Annotated in this window: 13 protein-coding genes; 5 read left to right on the forward strand and 8 right to left on the reverse strand. The window is 37.2% G+C overall.

Annotated features, from left to right (window positions below):
• The first annotated feature begins 84 nt into the window (after positions 1 to 84).
• Positions 85 to 882, forward strand: a complete 798-nt coding sequence (locus tag B5X53_RS12005; protein WP_079713474.1) for a polysaccharide biosynthesis/export family protein — start codon at positions 85 to 87, stop codon at positions 880 to 882.
• On the forward strand, positions 882 to 3,353 hold the full coding sequence (locus B5X53_RS12010) for a polysaccharide biosynthesis tyrosine autokinase (protein ID WP_079713475.1): 2,472 nt from the start codon (positions 882 to 884) through the stop codon (positions 3,351 to 3,353). The genes B5X53_RS12005 and B5X53_RS12010 overlap by 1 nt, the downstream gene beginning before the upstream one ends.
• A gap of 339 nt (positions 3,354 to 3,692) precedes the next feature.
• Here B5X53_RS12010 and asnB read toward each other — a convergent pair whose 3' ends face one another.
• The 3 genes from asnB to neuC all read right to left on the reverse strand — a co-directional run bounded on the left by asnB (position 3,693) and on the right by neuC (position 7,494).
• Positions 3,693 to 5,405: an asparagine synthase (glutamine-hydrolyzing) gene (gene asnB / locus B5X53_RS12015; protein WP_079713476.1), complete on the reverse strand. Its 1,713-nt coding sequence runs from the start codon at positions 5,403 to 5,405 to the stop codon at positions 3,693 to 3,695.
• Between the two features lie 214 nt (positions 5,406 to 5,619).
• A complete protein-coding gene (locus B5X53_RS12020) occupies positions 5,620 to 6,315 on the reverse strand; it encodes an acylneuraminate cytidylyltransferase family protein (RefSeq protein ID WP_079713477.1) in 696 nt (231 codons plus the stop codon).
• A gap of 21 nt (positions 6,316 to 6,336) precedes the next feature.
• Entirely contained in the window at positions 6,337 to 7,494 is a 1,158-nt protein-coding gene (neuC, locus tag B5X53_RS12025) for a UDP-N-acetylglucosamine 2-epimerase (RefSeq protein ID WP_079713478.1), read from the reverse strand.
• Positions 7,495 to 7,757: 263 nt separating this feature from the next.
• Between neuC and B5X53_RS12030 the strand changes: the two genes are divergently transcribed.
• Positions 7,758 to 8,597 (forward strand): polysaccharide pyruvyl transferase family protein, encoded by an 840-nt coding sequence (locus tag B5X53_RS12030; protein ID WP_232764032.1) that lies wholly within the window; start codon positions 7,758 to 7,760, stop codon positions 8,595 to 8,597.
• Between the two features lie 75 nt (positions 8,598 to 8,672).
• A complete protein-coding gene (locus B5X53_RS12035; RefSeq protein WP_079713479.1) occupies positions 8,673 to 9,524 on the forward strand; it encodes a class I SAM-dependent methyltransferase in 852 nt (283 codons plus the stop codon).
• Positions 9,525 to 9,837: 313 nt separating this feature from the next.
• Here B5X53_RS12035 and B5X53_RS12040 read toward each other — a convergent pair whose 3' ends face one another.
• Positions 9,838 to 10,989, reverse strand: a complete 1,152-nt coding sequence (locus tag B5X53_RS12040) for a glycosyltransferase family 4 protein (protein ID WP_079713480.1) — start codon at positions 10,987 to 10,989, stop codon at positions 9,838 to 9,840.
• Between the two features lie 2 nt (positions 10,990 to 10,991).
• On the reverse strand, positions 10,992 to 12,395 hold the full coding sequence (locus tag B5X53_RS12045) for a UDP-glycosyltransferase (protein ID WP_232764034.1): 1,404 nt from the start codon (positions 12,393 to 12,395) through the stop codon (positions 10,992 to 10,994).
• Positions 12,396 to 13,598: 1,203 nt separating this feature from the next.
• Between B5X53_RS12045 and B5X53_RS19370 the strand changes: the two genes are divergently transcribed.
• Positions 13,599 to 13,955 carry a hypothetical protein gene (locus B5X53_RS19370; protein ID WP_232764036.1) on the forward strand — a complete coding sequence of 119 codons (357 nt, stop codon included), beginning with the start codon at positions 13,599 to 13,601 and terminating at the stop codon, positions 13,953 to 13,955.
• Here the strand turns inward: B5X53_RS19370 and B5X53_RS12055 are convergent.
• The 3 genes from B5X53_RS12055 to B5X53_RS12065 all read right to left on the reverse strand — a co-directional run bounded on the left by B5X53_RS12055 (position 13,942) and on the right by B5X53_RS12065 (position 16,512).
• Positions 13,942 to 14,658, reverse strand: coding sequence for a glycosyltransferase family 2 protein (locus tag B5X53_RS12055; protein WP_079713483.1), 717 nt, complete (start codon positions 14,656 to 14,658; stop codon positions 13,942 to 13,944). The genes B5X53_RS19370 and B5X53_RS12055 overlap by 14 nt on opposite strands.
• A 104-nt stretch (positions 14,659 to 14,762) precedes the next feature.
• Positions 14,763 to 15,566, reverse strand: a complete 804-nt coding sequence (locus tag B5X53_RS12060) for a formyltransferase family protein (RefSeq protein WP_079713484.1) — start codon at positions 15,564 to 15,566, stop codon at positions 14,763 to 14,765.
• Positions 15,541 to 16,512 (reverse strand): polysaccharide deacetylase family protein, encoded by a 972-nt coding sequence (locus B5X53_RS12065; protein WP_079713485.1) that lies wholly within the window; start codon positions 16,510 to 16,512, stop codon positions 15,541 to 15,543. The genes B5X53_RS12060 and B5X53_RS12065 overlap by 26 nt, the downstream gene beginning before the upstream one ends.
• Between the last annotated feature and the right edge of the window lie 12 nt (positions 16,513 to 16,524).

Below are 16,524 nucleotides of genomic sequence, written 5' to 3' on the forward strand. Positions count from 1 at the left end.
TATCTAAATTAGGATGGTGCCCGGAAGCAAAAATGTGCATTGGTCGGGTTATTTTATCCTGATGTCCCGAATCTATAGTGAAATATGCTAAAGAGATACTATTTAATTCTAATCTTACTGGCGGGAGTTTTAAGTTTCTCGTCCTGTATTTCTACTAAAAAAACTACTTATCTTCAGGATAACGACGAAAAGCTGGATAGTGTTATTCAAATTCAACAGCTTAAAAAACCATATCGTATACAAACCGGAGACCTTTTAAGTATTCGGGTAAAAGCCCTGGACCAGGAATTAGTTGGGATGTTTAACCCGATAGATGAAGCGAACCTTAGTGCAACTACTGAAGAACGAGTGTTTTTTGACGGTTTTACGGTAGACGATCACGGGAATATTCGCGTGCCCACTCTTGGCGAGGTTAATGTGTTAGGATATACAGAAAAGGAGATAAGGGAAAAAATTGAAGGCCTTTTACTGGAGAATTATTTTAAGGAGGAAGCCAATATTTTTGTGACTGTAAAGCTTGCAGGAATCAGGTATACCACCCTGGGCGAAATAGGAACCGGAAGCCAGGTGATTTATAAAGAAAAGGTAACTATAATGGAAGCCGTGGCCAATGCCGGTGGAATTACCGAATATGGCGATATGGAAAATGTGAAAATTATAAGGCAATATCCCGAGGGCGAAAAAGTTCATCTTATAGACCTAACCGATATTGATGCCACCAAAAGTGAGTATTATTACATTCAGCCCAACGACCTTATTTTGGTGAATGCATTACCGCAAAAAGCATTGGGACTGGGAACCACAGGTCTGGAGATATTTAGAACCGGAGTAACCATACTCTCATTTATTACAACTACAATCTTATTATTTAGCAGGATTTAATGGCGCACGAAGATGATCACATATCAGATGTAGGCTCAACCTTTGACTTTAAGGGGTTTGTGCTTAAAGTGATAAGTTACTGGAAGTTAATTCTACTTTCGGTAGGAATTAGTTTGGCGGTGGCCTATTATAACAACGTAAGGAAATTACCTGTCTATAACCTAGGGAATTCCATTTCAATAAAAGACGATCAAAATCCGTTTTTCACCAGTAATACCAGTTTAACTTTTAACTGGGGTGGGACTTCAGATAAGGTGAATACCGCGATGACGATCTTGAGATCGCGTTCTCATAACGAGGAAGTGGTAGAAAAACTTCAGTTTTATACGCAGTATTTAAAAGACGGGGAATATCAGCGAATTGATGCTTATGGAAGTGCACCTTTTAAAGTAGTTGCCGATACCACGATGTCGCAAGCTTTAAACGTAACGATGACGATTACATTTTTAGACTCGTCAACCTACAATCTAAAAGCGAATGTACCGTCGAGTTTGAGTCTTCAGAATTATAAAACCAAAGAAAAAACTTATCGGGAGGTTGACCCTAAAGAATTCAGTAAAAATTATAAATCGGGAGAACAGGTTAGGCTTCCATTTTTTAGTGGAACCATTCTTAGGGTAGAACAGCCCCTGCAGGTTGGGACTCCTTTTTATGTGAGTTTTATGAATTTTGATTCGGCTGTTGGAAAGTACCGCAATGTAAATGTTAGCCCTGAATCCCAGGGTTCTTCGGTTTTAAAAATGAGTCAAACCGGTGGAAATAAAGGCAGGATTGTAGATTATTTAAACGGAACCGTTACAGTGCTAAGTGATAATATGCTGGCGCGGAAAAACCTTTTTGCCACTAAAACCATTCGGTTTATAGATTCCAGTTTAGCCGTACAATCTGAAGCTTTAAAACTGGTAGAAGCAGAGCTGAACCAGTTTAGGAATGAAAACGCGATAATGGATATTTCTGCGGAAAGTTCCCAGCTTTCTAACCGACTTTCCACCTTAGACCTTAGAAAAGAAGATATAAGGCGGCAACTTTCTTACTATGAAACCTTAAGAAATTACCTGGAAACCAGGAATGATTATTCCAATGTACCCGCACCCTCTGTGGCAGGAATTTCAGAAGGAAGTATAGCTAGCGGGGTTTCCCGAATTATATCCCTGGCGGAGGAAAGAAGCAATTATCAGTATTCATTAAAAGAAGATTCCCCGGTTTTTGACGATATAGATCGGCAAATCAATTCGGTTAAATCGATTTTACTGGAAAATATCAGTTCTTCAAGAGGTTTGTTACAAGATGAACAGAGAGACATAAATCAACAAATCGCTCGTTTGGAGTCTGAAATAAGTAAACTTCCGCAGGAAGAGCAGGATTTACTGAAAATTCAGCGTCGTTACAGTTTGAATGAGAAATCTTACAATATGTTCCTTGAGAAAAGGAGTGAGGCGGGGCTTATTAAAGCTGCGAATGTAAGTGATGTGATGGTGATCGATTCGGCTAAAGATACGGGTGGAGGCCAAATTGGTCCGAATACCCAGCTAAATTACGTAATGGCCGTTCTGGTTGGTGGGGTTATTCCGCTAACGTTTGTTTTCTTATTGGTTTTCCTGAATACAAATATTCACAACGCCCAGGAAGTAACAAGATTGTCTCCAATCCCTATTTTGGGAATGATAGGAAAAAGCAAAACCGACTCGAACCTGGTGGTTTTTAATAATCCGAAATCTTCAATTTCAGAAGGATTTAGGGGCCTCAGATCCAGTCTTCAGTTTATGTATAAAAAACAGGGCGTTACCGGTTCTAAGACTTTGCTGATTACTTCTTCGGTTTCAGGGGAAGGAAAAACCTTCTGTGCGATGAACCTTGCCACTGTTTTCGCATTAAGTGAACGAAAAACAGTACTGGTGGGAGTCGATTTAAGAAAACCGAAGATTTTTGATGATTTTCAGCTGAATAATGATGTAGGGGTAGTGAATTACCTGATAGACCAGTCCAGCAGCGAAGAGATTATTCAGAAAAGTAAGATTCCTTATTTAGATGTAATCACCGCGGGACCGGTGCCGCCAAACCCTTCAGAATTATTGATCAACGAACAGATGGATAAGCTGATGGAGGAATTGAAACAGAAATACGATTATATCATCCTGGATACGCCTCCAATAGGAATGGTGGCCGATGCCCTGAACCTGGTAAAACACGCCGATGCTACCATTTATTTAATACGACAGGATTACACAAAACGCGGAATGCTGGAATCTATTAATGAGAAATACCACAAAGGGGAAATTAAGAATATTAGTTTTGTATTAAACCACTTTGTGCATCGTGCGAAATACGGTTATGGTTACGGCTACGGTTATGGTTACGGCTATGGCTACGGCTACGGCTACAACCGTTACTCCAAAGGCTACGTAGAAAAATCTGATCCCACCCGAAGTTTAAAACGCTGGTGGAAAAAAGCAATGCGGAATTTTGAGTAACCCTCCGTCTTTCCATTTTGCAAACGGAAATTCACCTCCCCTTGAAAAAAGGGGAGGAGCTTTTAATTTGAATCGGTGTTTTATAGTTTTTTTACTGCAAACTGAGACTGCCTCCTTTGAACTGAATAGCCACGAATTCACGAATATTTTTAGTCTTTTTTGTTGCCTATTTTTTCTTGTTTCATTTCGTCAGTACGAGCGAACGAAGGAGCGCGGTAATCTTTTGAATAGAACTACTACTCAAACTGTTCTCGACCACGCTCGAACTGACAGGCGAGTTCGTTATGAATAAAAGAATATTATTAGTCTTTTTCCTTGCCTCTTTTCTCTTGATTTGTTTTAATTTCCCATCAACAACCCCGCATTAATCCACTGCCAGATATGAAAACTGCTTTGGTTGTCCCCGGCTTTATAATTATTCCATTCTCGTTGCATCTCTTCAAAATTAAACCAATATGATATTTTCGAATATCTGAGTTTTTCAATATTTTCCTCAGTAAAGTCTTTTAATTCGTTACCCACCCATTCGCGCTGTGGAGTTTGAAGCGGACGTTTTGGCGCATAGCTCAAATCCTGAGGAGCGATCTCCTTAAGTATTTCCCGGATTAAATATTTCTGAATTCCATTATGAATTTTATAGGTTTTAGGCTGGGAAAATGCAAATTCTACCATTCTGTAATCCAGGAAAGGCTCCCGTAATTCTGTGCTGTAAGCCATAGAAATCCGGTCGTTGAATCTTAACGCACGCGGTATTTTCGTATAAAAAAGATCCCGGTATTGCAGGTTTTGTAAATCGTTGTCGAATGGGGTAGGATAGCCCGGCTTTTTGGCTAATTCTTTAAAATCATCATTTAATACTTTAACTCGAAATGGACTCATTTTTCCTGTACCCTGAATGGTTGCGGTAGTTCCGGGATTTTGATAATAATCATAGCCTGCCCATTGCTCATCCATTCCCTGCCCGTCAAGCAGGACTTTTATTCCGTCTTTTTTAGCGTTTTCAAACAATGCAGCATAGGCAAGAGTGGGTAGCCCGGCGTATGGTTCATCCTGGATATTGCTTAAAAACTGGGCTTTTTTAATTACATCACTTGGTTGTATTTTTACTTTAGTTAGTGGATTCCGGGTGGTTTCAATCATTTTCTGAACCCAGGGCAGTTCATCATAATTTTCGTCCCCGGCATAAAAAGTATAAGCTTTAATATGTTTGTTTTTATTTAGTCGATTTACCAAAGCCAGTAAGAGGGAACTATCTACTCCACCACTAATATTAAAACCAATTGGAACATCAGCTCTAAACCTTAGTGAAATACTATCGATTAAAATTTTATAATAAGACTGCTTAGCTTCTTCAAAAGACAAGATTTTAGAATATTTGGAAAGATTTTTCTCAAAATCATACCATCTGGTAACTTTTAAGTTGCCTGCCTGATATTCCAGAAAATGCCCTCCCGGAAGTTGAAATATTTCATCGTAAAAAGTGTCTGAAGGCATCCCGTAAGAACCGAAAGTAAAATAATTAGCCCACACCTGTTCATTTGGTTGGTTCGACTTTAAAACGCTTCTAATTGCTTTAATTTCACTGCTAAAATAGAAATCTTTGTTTTCTTCGGAATAAAAAAATGGTTTTACCCCAAACCTGTCCCGTGCAGCAAAAAGTTTTTTCAATTTATTATCCCAAATTGCGAAAGCGAACATCCCATTGAGTTTGTTGAGACAGGATTTGCCCCAAACAATAAAGGCAGCCAATAGAACCTCAGTATCAGATGCTGTTTTAAAATTATAGTAAGCTTTTAATTCTTGTTTTAACTCCTTGTAATTATAGATTTCTCCATTAAAAGTAAGGTGATACCGTCCAGAATTATCTTTAAAAGGCTGATTTGCTTTTGCTGAAAGGTCAATAATTGAAAGCCGATTATGTCCCAATGCACAATAACAGGAATCAACGTAATTCCCGGTATGATCAGGTCCACGATGCTTCTGAAGGTTCAGCATTTGCTGAAGTTTCTCTTTGTTAGCCTTTGCTGAAATAATTCCTGCGATTCCGCACATTACTATTTTAAGTTTGCTTTTTATGTTTAAACACTTCTCGGTAGCTGTGTTTAAAGGTCTAATTTCGTCAAGTTGAACCTGCCCGGCCGTTCAGGCGGGCTTGTTTCAGCTTTTAATATGATATCAATTCTGATCAAGTTAGATCCTGAAACTTCGGGACAGGAGGACGGACGCTCAGAAAAGCTTGACGAGTTAAAGTTCATTAGGCTTTCATTTAACTTTTTAGCTTACTTAACATTTCTTCCGCTTTTTTCCAATCTTCCGGGGTATCAATATTTACATAAGGGGAAGCGGAAGTATTCACAAATCCTATTTTCTTACCAAAAAGGGAATTTTCATTTAAAAGCACTTCGGTTTTGGTGAGATAAATCGCTCCATCCCTATGATAGGCTTTTGGTAAATCCTGTCTTCGGCTTATGATTTTTTCTTCCCCGGTAGCGATTTTTAAGCTTCCGTTATTCTCTTCAAAAATCCAATGCGGATTAAAATCTTCAGGCACTTCCCTCACTGAAACCAACGAGTCGAAATTATTGTCCTGAAATTTGAGTATACATTCATCTATAAGTCCGGGTTTTCGACATGGTGTGGTTACCTGTAGCAAACAGACCGCATCAAATTGAATTCCCCTTTCCAGGTAGTAATTAACAGCGTGTTTTACAACCTCCAGGCTGGAAGTGGAATCTTCGGCCAGGTGATCGGGCCGTTTAAAAGGAACCTCAAGCTCAAGCTGCTTTGCAATGTGAATGATATCTTCGTCATCTGAGCTAAGGATTACTTTATTTAAAAGTTCTGAGCTTTCTGCCGCCTCAAAAGTGTATTGCAAAAGTGGTTTGCTACCCAGCATTTTTATGTTTTTACCGGGAATTCCTTTGCTGCCACCCCGGGCAGGAATTAAACCTAAAATTTTCATACTTGCGCAGATTTTTGAAATTTAATAGGTAATTGTTTTACTATAGGTTAATTCTGAGGTGGCTAAGATTTCAGCAATCTTTTTCCCTGAATCTCCGTTGCCGTAGATTCCAGAAGATTCAAAATGTTCGGTTTTAATTGCATTTTCGGTAGCCTCTAAAATTTCATTTAAATTATAGTTTACATCGGTAACATTTGTGGCCCGATTTCGGCGAAATTGTCTGTTCCCAATGTTAACCACCGGTACTCCCAAATAGGCACATTCTCTTAACCCGGCACTGGAATTGCCCACTAAAGCTTTGGAATTCTTTAAGAGTCTTAGAAAATCTGTCGGCTCCATATTTTTAAAAAAATGAATGTTATCTGGCTTTTCAAGTTCCCGGAAAGATCGTATTGCATTAGATGTTCCATCAGATCCTGCATCTACATTTGGCCAAAACCAGAAAGTAGGATAATCTAATCTTTTTATCGCTTTCAGGGTTTCGGTAACATGTGCTTTTGCCTGTTTATACTCGGTAGTCACCGGATGTTGCATTACCACAATATAACCTTCTTTCCAATTGAGTTTAGAACCCACACCTCCGTATTTTTCAATAGGATCAAAATCAAGAAATGGATATTCTGCAATCTCTTTGGCGAGGTCTATAGATGGACAGCCGGTGTTGATTACTTTTTCAGGATTTTCTCCCAATTTTATAACGCGTTGTTTTGCATCCTCTGAAGCAACCAAATGAAGATCGGCAAGTTTTGTATTGGCATGTCTCACTTTTTCGTCAATACTACCGGTAACCTCACCACCTTGAATATGAACGAGGGGTATGTTTTGATATGCCGCAGCAATAGAGGTGGCGATAGTCTCAAACCGGTCGGCGATGGTTAAGACAGCATCGGGTTTCAGGTTGTAAAAAACATTAGTAAGCTCCATTACCCCCAGGCCGGTTGTTTTGGCCATTGTAGTAGGATTTTCTCCTTCCAGTACCATAAAAACCTTCGCCGCTATTTCAAATCCGTCTTTTTCAATAAAATCTACCGCGTTTCCGTATCGATCCAAAAGAGCCGATCCTGCAATAACTAGTTGTAGTTTCAAATCGGAGTGGTCCTGTATTGCTGTAAGTGCAGTTTTTATCCGACTGTAAGAAGGCCGGGCGGTAACGACAACGCATATCTTTCTTTTGGGCATTTCAGTTATTAGTTGTGGGTTATCAGTTCTTCCATATTTGTAGGAAGACTGGTATCGCTAAAGTAGCAAATCTGTCGGGAAATGTAAGTATTAAGAGCATCTATGGAGAAAATAAAGACGATAGTCTGTAGTTTTTAGACGTTAGAACTATGAAAAACTATCGACTACTGACTACTGTCTAAAGACTAAGTTCTGCCCAAGCATAATTTTCAATATATTTGAGTTTTCAGGCCTTATCTAATTAAACCCCAAAATATTTACTTTTGAAGAAGTTAAAATACAGTTCTTACCGGGAAAAAGAAATTCCTTTGTTTTACTGGAGTGAGATCAAATTTATTTTCAGGGAGAAAGAGAATTACGGGGATTTGCTTTCTAAATACCTCGTGGAAAAAATTAGTGGGAAACCGGTGAAATTTGTTCAGCCTAAAAAACAGCCCTGGTATAAAATGAACAAAACTAATTTTCTTGCAGTGGGAAGTATTTTACACCACGCAACTAAGCACAGTATTATTTGGGGGAGCGGAATTATAGATCACGAGCAGGAAATTGCTGAAGCGAATTTCAGGGCTGTGCGTGGCCCACAAACAAGGGATTATTTATTGAAACTCGGATATCGCTGTCCCGAGGTGTATGGAGATCCGGCGCTTTTACTGCCAAAATATTATAATCCACAGGTAAAGAAAAAGTATAAGATTGGGGTTATACCGCATTATCACGATTATAAAACAGCAGTAGCGTTTTTTGGGGATAAACCAGGAATAAAAGTTATAGATCTGCTAACGATGAATGTGGAAGAAGTGACCAGGCAAATTTTAAGCTCTGAAAACATCATTTCCTCCTCCCTCCACGGATTGATCGTTGCCCACGCATATCAAATTCCAGCACTTTGGGTGGAGTTTTCAGATAAGATCTTCGGAAATGGGATAAAATATGTTGATTATTTTGAATCCCTAAAACTTCCTATTTATAAAGCCGAATTTATTGAAAATGGCAAGACTGCTGAAGAATTGTTCCAGTTAATGCAGAGTAAGCCACTTTTACCTGAGGTTGATCAATTAGAAAAAATCCAGAAAAGTTTGCTGAAAAGTTGTCCTTTTTCTTGAGATTTAAAATGGTGTGTCAAAATTTACACGCATTCAATTCTTAAATTTATATTTTTAGCCTTCAGAAGATAAAATATGGGTGCGTCAAATCTTAACCAGGATAAAAATAAACTGCATTATGAGAAGCTTTATGCCAACTACAACATACAGAATATCCTTCATTGGATCAATAATTTGGATGAATTTCTCGCTTCGGCAACCACTACCGAAACCAGCTGGTTTGCACTTTACCAAAGAAATTTCAGGGAAAAAATAAAAGGCAACAAAGTTTTGGACATGGGCTGTGGCGATTGTGTAAATGCTGCGGTAATGGCTGCCCTTGGTGCCGAAGTTTATGCTAACGACATAGCAGATTCCAGCGGTAAGATCGTTGAAGCTCTAAATGAAGCATATGAATTTGAATTCCCTATTCATTTTGTAAGTGGGGATTTTTTAGAAAATAACCTGGAATCGAATAAATTCGATTTTGTGGTTGGAAAAGCTTTTCTACATCATTTAGAATTACCGGTGGAAGAACAATTTTTAAAGGAAACCGCCCGATTATTAAAAGAGGATGGAGAGGCTCGATTTTTTGAACCGGCCGTAAACTCAAAGTTACTTGATGAGCTGCGTTGGTATGTTCCGGTTAAAGGCAGGCCTTCAAAGTTTAATAAAACCGACTTTGCTGAATGGAAAAAGAATGACCCGCATCCTGACAGAAGCTTTAGTTCAGCCCATTTCGAAAAAGCAGGGCGCAAGTTTTTTGCTGAAGTTGAAACCATCCCGGTAGGAACCCTGGAACGCTTTAGTCGATTCTTTAAATGGGGAGTAACAAAAAATAATTTTAAAAAATGGGCCTTAAAAACCGAAACCAAACTCCCCCGAATTATAAACAAACCCCTAACCCGAAGTCAATTGATTATTTATAAGAAGCCTACGATTTTATAATTTTTGAATCTTTAATGTTTTAAAATTCCAAAAGTTTTTTGTTTAAGTGGCCTATCGAAAATTTATCGCAAAAATTTGAAGTGGAGGAACCGTAAAATTTTAGGCTGTTTGAGCCGGATGTATTTTGCTCCCTAGTTGAATTAAAGAGGCGAGTTCCTGAAGTTTAGGTGTCAAACGATAAATTTAGATAAAGTTTCGTAAGCCTAGATTTTTTTAGTTCGTTCTTTCATCTATAGGAAAAATGAACAACATGAAATTTAGTGTATCGTTGATCTTGAGTCTAATCCTGGCAAGTACAACTTACAATCTTAAGTTAATCCAATTGCTTCTTCTCTAAAATCCCCTCATAAAACCTAATATTTTCCTCCACAACAACTTCAGTAGAAAATTTCTCAACCACCTGCTGCCTGGCCGCTTTCCCCATCTTTTCCGCGAGTTCCTGATTTTCGAGTAATTCCAGGGTTTTTTCGGCGTAGGTAATGTGGTCTTTAGAATCTACGGTATAGCCGGTTTTCCCGTCTTGCATCACTTCTTTCGCCCAGCCAATATCTGAAGTGACGAGTGCTTTTTCTATAGCCATTGCTTCCAGCCATGTCATTGGTAGGGCTTCGGCAAAGCTGGGCAAGACGATCACCGCTGCTTTGGCGATTTGTGCCTTTATTTCTTCGTAAGGCAGACTTCCTAACCAGGTGACTTTTTCCCCACTCTCATCACCCAGTAGTTCCTCAAACAATGCGCGGGTAGATTTTCCGGTTTTGATATCGGGTACATCTCTACCGGCCATTACCAGGTGGGCTTTAGGATTCTGCTTATTGATAAGATTGAAGATCTCCGACAGTTCCAGCACTCCTTTTTTCCTGATAATACTACCGAAATAAAGAATAGTATCGGGTATCGGTTCTTTTCCTGTTGGTTTGAAAGCTTCTATATCAACTGAGTTAGGGATAACTTTTATTTCTTTTTTTAGATTGAAAATCTCCCTGGTTCTTTCAGCGGTAAATTTACTTACTGAAAGCAAATAATCTGCATTTTTTAAAGCCAGTTTCTCAAACCAGAAGTTCTTCTTCTTTTGCGGCCTATCCTCCAACCGACAAAAATAGGAATCGCTACCGTTCATTCTTATCACCAGCGGACATTTCAATTTTATAAAAGCTGTTATTCCTGTCCAGTCTGGGGCTTCTAGGGCATCAATCTGCTCGTCCTGTATGACTTTGTTTATATAGAACTCCAGATATTTTCGGTAGCGATACCAACCAAAGAAATTATAATGTAGTTGCTTGATAAAATAAAAACTGATGCCGTTTTCTTCAAAAACCCTATTCTTATCCTGCCCGTAAATAAAAACACTGATACCTACATCTCTTTTTACCATTTGTTCGGCCAGGTTTTTAATACTGGTGCCAAGTCCGCCGGAAGGAGTGGAGAGGAGGTGAGGGTATTCGGGAGTTAGGAAAGCGAGGTGCATATTCAGTTAATTTCTACCGTAATTTTATTTAGTTGCTCCCATATTCTTTCCGATGCTTTATCTGCCGGTTCCCGGTTTATTTTTTTAAACCATTTAAGAGCTTTTTGGGCTTTTTCGTTAGGATTGGTTAAAGCTTCATTCAGTTTAGTCTTAATCTCCTCTTTTGAATTTAACCAGTAAACTTCATCCCCGTTAGGCATTGATCTAAAATGTACAAAATTATACACCTTTTCGTGACTCCAGTCAGTCTGGGTTTTATTTGTCGCCTCATAATTAATATACAGGCAGGGCTTTCCGAAAATCGCGAAATCAAATACCATCGAAGAAGCCAGGTTAACAACCGTCTCAGAATGCAGAATAGTGTTTATCTGCAGTTTTATATCTTGTTTGGTGGGAAGAATGGTATTCCATTCTTCTCCCGCCTTTTTCCAACCTGGAGCAATGGGGACTATAAGATTTTTATATTTTTCCAATATCTTTTCATACCTGTTAGATAAATCTACAGGACAACGCCTAAAAATAATACCCAGTTTATATCCTTTAAGATTCATTTCTTCTACTACTTCCGACAAGTCATTAAGGTGTTGTGGATCATCGGGAGAAGTGGTGGAATCATCTCCGCTAAAACAGATATATTTCTTTGAAAGTTTAAGCCCATGTTCTTTAAAAAAGGTTTCCCGGTCTTGTCTTAGACTACTGTCGTAATGTGGTTCAAATTGCGGGCTTCCTGTTATAAATATTTGTTTCTCTTTGATATGTGGATAATAGCTGAGCAATTCCCTTTTCATATGTTCACTCCACACAAAGTATTTATCGGTTTCAACAACCAGAGTGGCTTTGGGTAGATTATCCCAGGAGAAGATAAAGGTGCTGGTTGGAATTCCTAAATCCTGTGAGGCGGTAAGAGGTGCAATTGCATTTACCGGTCGCTGATTCGTGCAAAATACCATATCGGGTTTTTCTTTTTCTAAAGCTGCTTTGCAGTTTTTATAAAATTCACCCTTCCTTTCGGAAACTTTCATTTTTTGACGAAGCCTTTGCAAGCCTTTTGGTCCTTTATGAGTTTTAATAAAGGATCTTACTATTGTATTTTTAATAATGTCTTTAAAACCTTTATTAGATGCAGGAAATTTATAAGTTTGGTAAACCGGATCATTAAACTTCTGGGTAAAATGATCCAGTTCTGCTTCTATTTTTGCTCTTTTTAGCAAATCGGTTTTAGGCCTGGGTTTTCCTGTTAGTTTTATTTCTTGAAATCCCAACTCTCCAAGATCAAAAGGGGTATGATTCCAGAATATTACTTCCCAGCCCAATTCTTCTGCAGTTTTCACAAAGGAGGTGAAAGCGAAATTCCTAAGGCCGACACCATCTGGAAGTAGAATAAATATTTTTTTTGAATTATGCAAAATAGAATGATACGTTTTATTCGTCAAATATAATAAATTAGCCATCTTGGCCTTATATAATAAAACTCAGTAATAATTCAGAAAATAAACTTGACTAGTTCTACTTTTAAATTTCATGGTCTGGCAATTTTTGGTGCAGCCATTCTGTTTTTAGTGATTTCACCATATAAATTAGCTTTTAGTCCTGATTCCATAGTTTATATGGAGGTTGCTGAAAATCTAATTTCGGGGAATGGAATTACCAATAATGAGGGGAATCTCGTAAATCACTGGCCTCCTTTATTTCCTCTTTTTATCTCGTTTGTAGCCCTATTATTTAATACAGATGTTCTTAATGCGGGATTAATACTGCAGATTTTTCTGTTTTATTTATTCCTACTGGTCAATATGAAAATCCTGCTCCAGCTGAAAGTTAACTACAGGCTTATTTTGCTCTTTGGATTATGCCTTATATTATCTCAGGTCACCATCAATTTTCTTAATTTTTTATCTGAGGGACTCTTTTTAGTTTTTCTTAGTTTTTCTTTTTATTTCTTTCTCAGATGGGATCAAGCAGGAAAATCTTTAAACTTCTATCTCTGTGCTATTGCTTGTGGGTTATTCTTTTTAACCAGATATGCGGGAATTGCTTTTTTAGGTTGTTATTTAATTTTTATTCTATTTTTAGATAGGGGGAAAGTAGTTCAGAGGTTAAAAAATTTACTGAAGTTTCTACTCAATTTTGCATTGGTGATTTCTCCCTGGTTTATTTATCAAGTTTTCTTTGATACACCACCCGGAGGAAGAAAAATTGCAATACACCTTATCCCTTTTGCGAAAATTCAGGATATGTTTATCACCTTTGGATATTGGTTTCTTGGTAGTAAGTTGGCAATTGTTTTGTTTGGAGGAGTTTTAATTATTTATATACTAAGATTAAAACTCATAAGGTTTTATGCTCTGAAGACTTTTAAAACAAACCGGTCTGCTGTTTCTTTAATTTTACTTTTTTTATTTTTATATCCTCTTTTTTTAATAGTTTCTATTTCATTCTTTGATTCGTGGACTCCTATGACAAATAGGATGTTATCTCCTTTGCTTGGCTTTATCCTTATCTTATTCTTTTTGTTTTTTCAGAACTTCTGGGAAAATAGAAATATTAAATTGGTATTTGTAGGTATTGCTTTTCTCTTTTTAAGCTTTTGCTCGTCTCTGTTTCCTGTTGTGAATAATCATTATTTATATGGAGGTGGATATGCAAAAAAAATGTGGGTGGATTCTGAAGTTATCTCTTTTTTAAAAGAACAAAGTTTTAATAATCCAGTTTATTCTAATGGAATCGAATTGGGAAAACTTCATCTAAGAAAGGATTTTAAATTACTTCCGGGTAAAAATGATAGGTTAAAATTGAACAATTTAAAGGAAAAAATATGTGAAGGCGAAGCTTATATTGTTTTCTTTAATAAAGTTAATTGGAGGAATTATTTGGTTAATGCTGAGACATTGGTGAAGACCTTTAAGAAAGATGATATTATTTGTTTAGAAGATGGTTTTGTAATTAAAAGAATTATCGCTGAATAATATTATACTTAAAAACGCACCATAAGGCTCGCAATCCGTCCTTCCAGTTGATCTTTTTTCCTTCTTCATAAGTTCGTCCGTAATAGGAAATTCCAACTTCGTAAATCCTAATACCTGGAATTCTACTGGTCTTAGCCGTAACCTCCGGTTCAAAACCGAAACGCTTTTCTTTAAGTTCTAAAGCTTTTAGAGTATCAGCCCTGAAAAGCTTATAACAGGTTTCCATATCTGTTAAATTGAGGTTTGTGAAGGCATTGCTTAAAAATGTTAGCAATTTGTTGCCTATAGAATGCCAGAAAAAAAGAATTCTGTGTGGATTTCCCCCCATGAACCTTGAACCATAAACTACATCAGCTTTTCCTGCCATAATAGGTTTTAGTAGATGATTATATTCTGTAGGATCATATTCTAAATCAGCGTCCTGTATTATAATATAATCTCCTGTAGCAAGTTTGATGGCTTTATGCAGAGCCGTCCCTTTTCCCTCGTTGAATTCCTGATTATGCAAAATAATTGAAAGTTCGGGATTAGAAGTTATAAATTTTTCTATTAACTGTCGGGTCCTGTCTGTCGAAGCATCATTTACAACTACTATTTCTTTTAGTAAAGAAAAATCCAGCGTTACATCACGAATCACTTCTAATAAGAGAATAATAGTTTTCTCTTCGTTAAAAGCTGGAACAAGAATTGATAATTTTTTCAAAGAGGTTATTTTGTGACAAATATATCTTTTTATCTAAAAAATATTTTAGAACATAAATTATTATATTTCTACATATGGTAGTAAACCGTGTATAAATAAACTTTTTATGTTTGAAGATCCTGTTGGAAAATCTTGAAAGCCTCATCTCGACTTTTTTTATCTCGTAAATAATCCTCAATTAATCCCTGTTCAATATAGTGATAGATAATACGAAGTTTTTCAGGTGTTAAGTTTTTAATCTTACATAACCGACCCTCGCCTTGCTGCTCGATAATTTGAATTTTAGTGGTTGAATACTCCTCCAAGACCTTTGGTAAAAGTTTGCCGCCTTTAATAATGGTCTTATTCCCGATGTCGTGAAGAGTATCTCCCTTTGATATTGCCGGGCGAAATTGATGAAGGATATCCCCACGATCAACTTCAGTAGATGCTAGATGAATAGTTCCACCAATACATTCAGGTTCCTTGTAGTAGAATGGGAAGAGATTAGTGGCAGAACCCCGATAATAGGGTGAAAGCCCTAAATGCAAATTAATTATAAGCCCGGAATATTTATTGAGAAGTTCCTTTTTAATAATTGAAGTTCCAAAAAGAAGGATATAGTCTACTTCTGCCTTTTCTATTTCCGCTTTAACCTTTTTTGAGTTAATACTTCCGTGATCAATCTCTAACAAATTCGATTTTATTGGAAAATTAGTATAGTCACCAAAATAATCTTTTTCTGAATTTTTCCTTTTCAGAAAATGATTTTTAATAAATTCTGCATCTTCTTCTCTAAGAGAATCCGTAGCGGTAATCGTGGGAGATTTCTTTTCAGTAATAATTAGTTTAAGGTCCAGTTGTTTTGCCACGCAGTGGGCTATGTATTTATGCCTTAGATTATCACTTGTGAGTAAAGCTATTTTCATAGGTATGCCATTTTCTTAAATTCGCACTTTCAAACGGATTTCGGTTTTTAAAAAGATCGTTTTTTCCGCCGGGTAAATCATTACAGTCATATCTGGCCAAAAGCAAACTGTCGTCCTGTAAGGAATTATTTGCACCTCTCTCCATGGTAAAACCAAGTTTAAAACCTGAATTTTTTAAGAGATTCCCAATACCCTCGCAGGAATCCCGGGACCCGTAAGGATAACTTAAGGCTTTTGCCTTTTTTCCGAATTTCTCTAAAAAGAAATCCTGGGTATTTTGCATTTCCTTTCTTATTTCCGAAGCTTTAAGCCGCCCAAGAGGTAAATGCCCGTGGGAATGTGAGGCTAAAACACCTTCGGTATATAGTTTATGTAGCATTTCTTCTGAAAAATACAGTTCCTCTGCCACCTTTTTTTCTTCAAAATACTTTGTAAATAAAGGATCAATAAACTCTTTCTGTTCTATAATACTTAACCTGAAATTCAGAAAATACTTTAAAATGGCATTTTCTTCAGTATCATAATTATAATGCTGTAAAGCAGCCTTTTTTTCATTCCCTGTCAGAATTTCAGTGTTTAATTTTTGTAACAGGATTTCAGGAGCTACGTACGATCGCAATAAATGAATTTTATGGACTAGAGAAACTTTTTCCTCACTGAAGTTTGAAGTGTTTATAAAAAATATATAGGGAATCCCCATTTCTTCCAGGATTGGTTTTGCCAGCTCATACTGTTCTTTTAGACCATCATCAAATGTGATTAAGAAATAATTTTTATCCAATGGTGTTTCCTTGTAACTCAGCAATTCGTCCTGGGAAATAAAAGCTCCATAATTCGACAACTGCTCTAATTGAAACTTAAATTGGGCGGGAGTAAGCCCGAAAACACTCGGATATGGCGTAGAGAAATTTTCGCGGATATAATGGTAGTTCGAGACTATGAGCATTGGATAATGGGG

It is taken from the genome of Salegentibacter salinarum, assembly GCF_900168115.1.
Lineage (GTDB): Bacteria > Bacteroidota > Bacteroidia > Flavobacteriales > Flavobacteriaceae > Salegentibacter > Salegentibacter salinarum.

Bases quoted from the DNA above. Each gene is read 5' to 3' on its own strand.
- B5X53_RS12005 (WP_079713474.1), top strand. From the start codon at position 85: ATGCTAAAGAGATACTATTTAATTCTAATCTTACTGGCGGGAGTTTTA.
- B5X53_RS12010 (WP_079713475.1), top strand. From the start codon at position 882: ATGGCGCACGAAGATGATCACATATCAGATGTAGGCTCAACCTTTGAC.
- asnB (WP_079713476.1), bottom strand. From the start codon at position 5,405: ATGTGCGGAATCGCAGGAATTATTTCAGCAAAGGCTAACAAAGAGAAA.
- B5X53_RS12020 (WP_079713477.1), bottom strand. From the start codon at position 6,315: ATGAAAATTTTAGGTTTAATTCCTGCCCGGGGTGGCAGCAAAGGAATT.
- neuC (WP_079713478.1), bottom strand. From the start codon at position 7,494: ATGCCCAAAAGAAAGATATGCGTTGTCGTTACCGCCCGGCCTTCTTAC.
- B5X53_RS12035 (WP_079713479.1), top strand. From the start codon at position 8,673: ATGGGTGCGTCAAATCTTAACCAGGATAAAAATAAACTGCATTATGAG.
- B5X53_RS12040 (WP_079713480.1), bottom strand. From the start codon at position 10,989: ATGCACCTCGCTTTCCTAACTCCCGAATACCCTCACCTCCTCTCCACT.
- B5X53_RS12060 (WP_079713484.1), bottom strand. From the start codon at position 15,566: ATGAAAATAGCTTTACTCACAAGTGATAATCTAAGGCATAAATACATA.
- B5X53_RS12065 (WP_079713485.1), bottom strand. From the start codon at position 16,512: ATGCTCATAGTCTCGAACTACCATTATATCCGCGAAAATTTCTCTACG.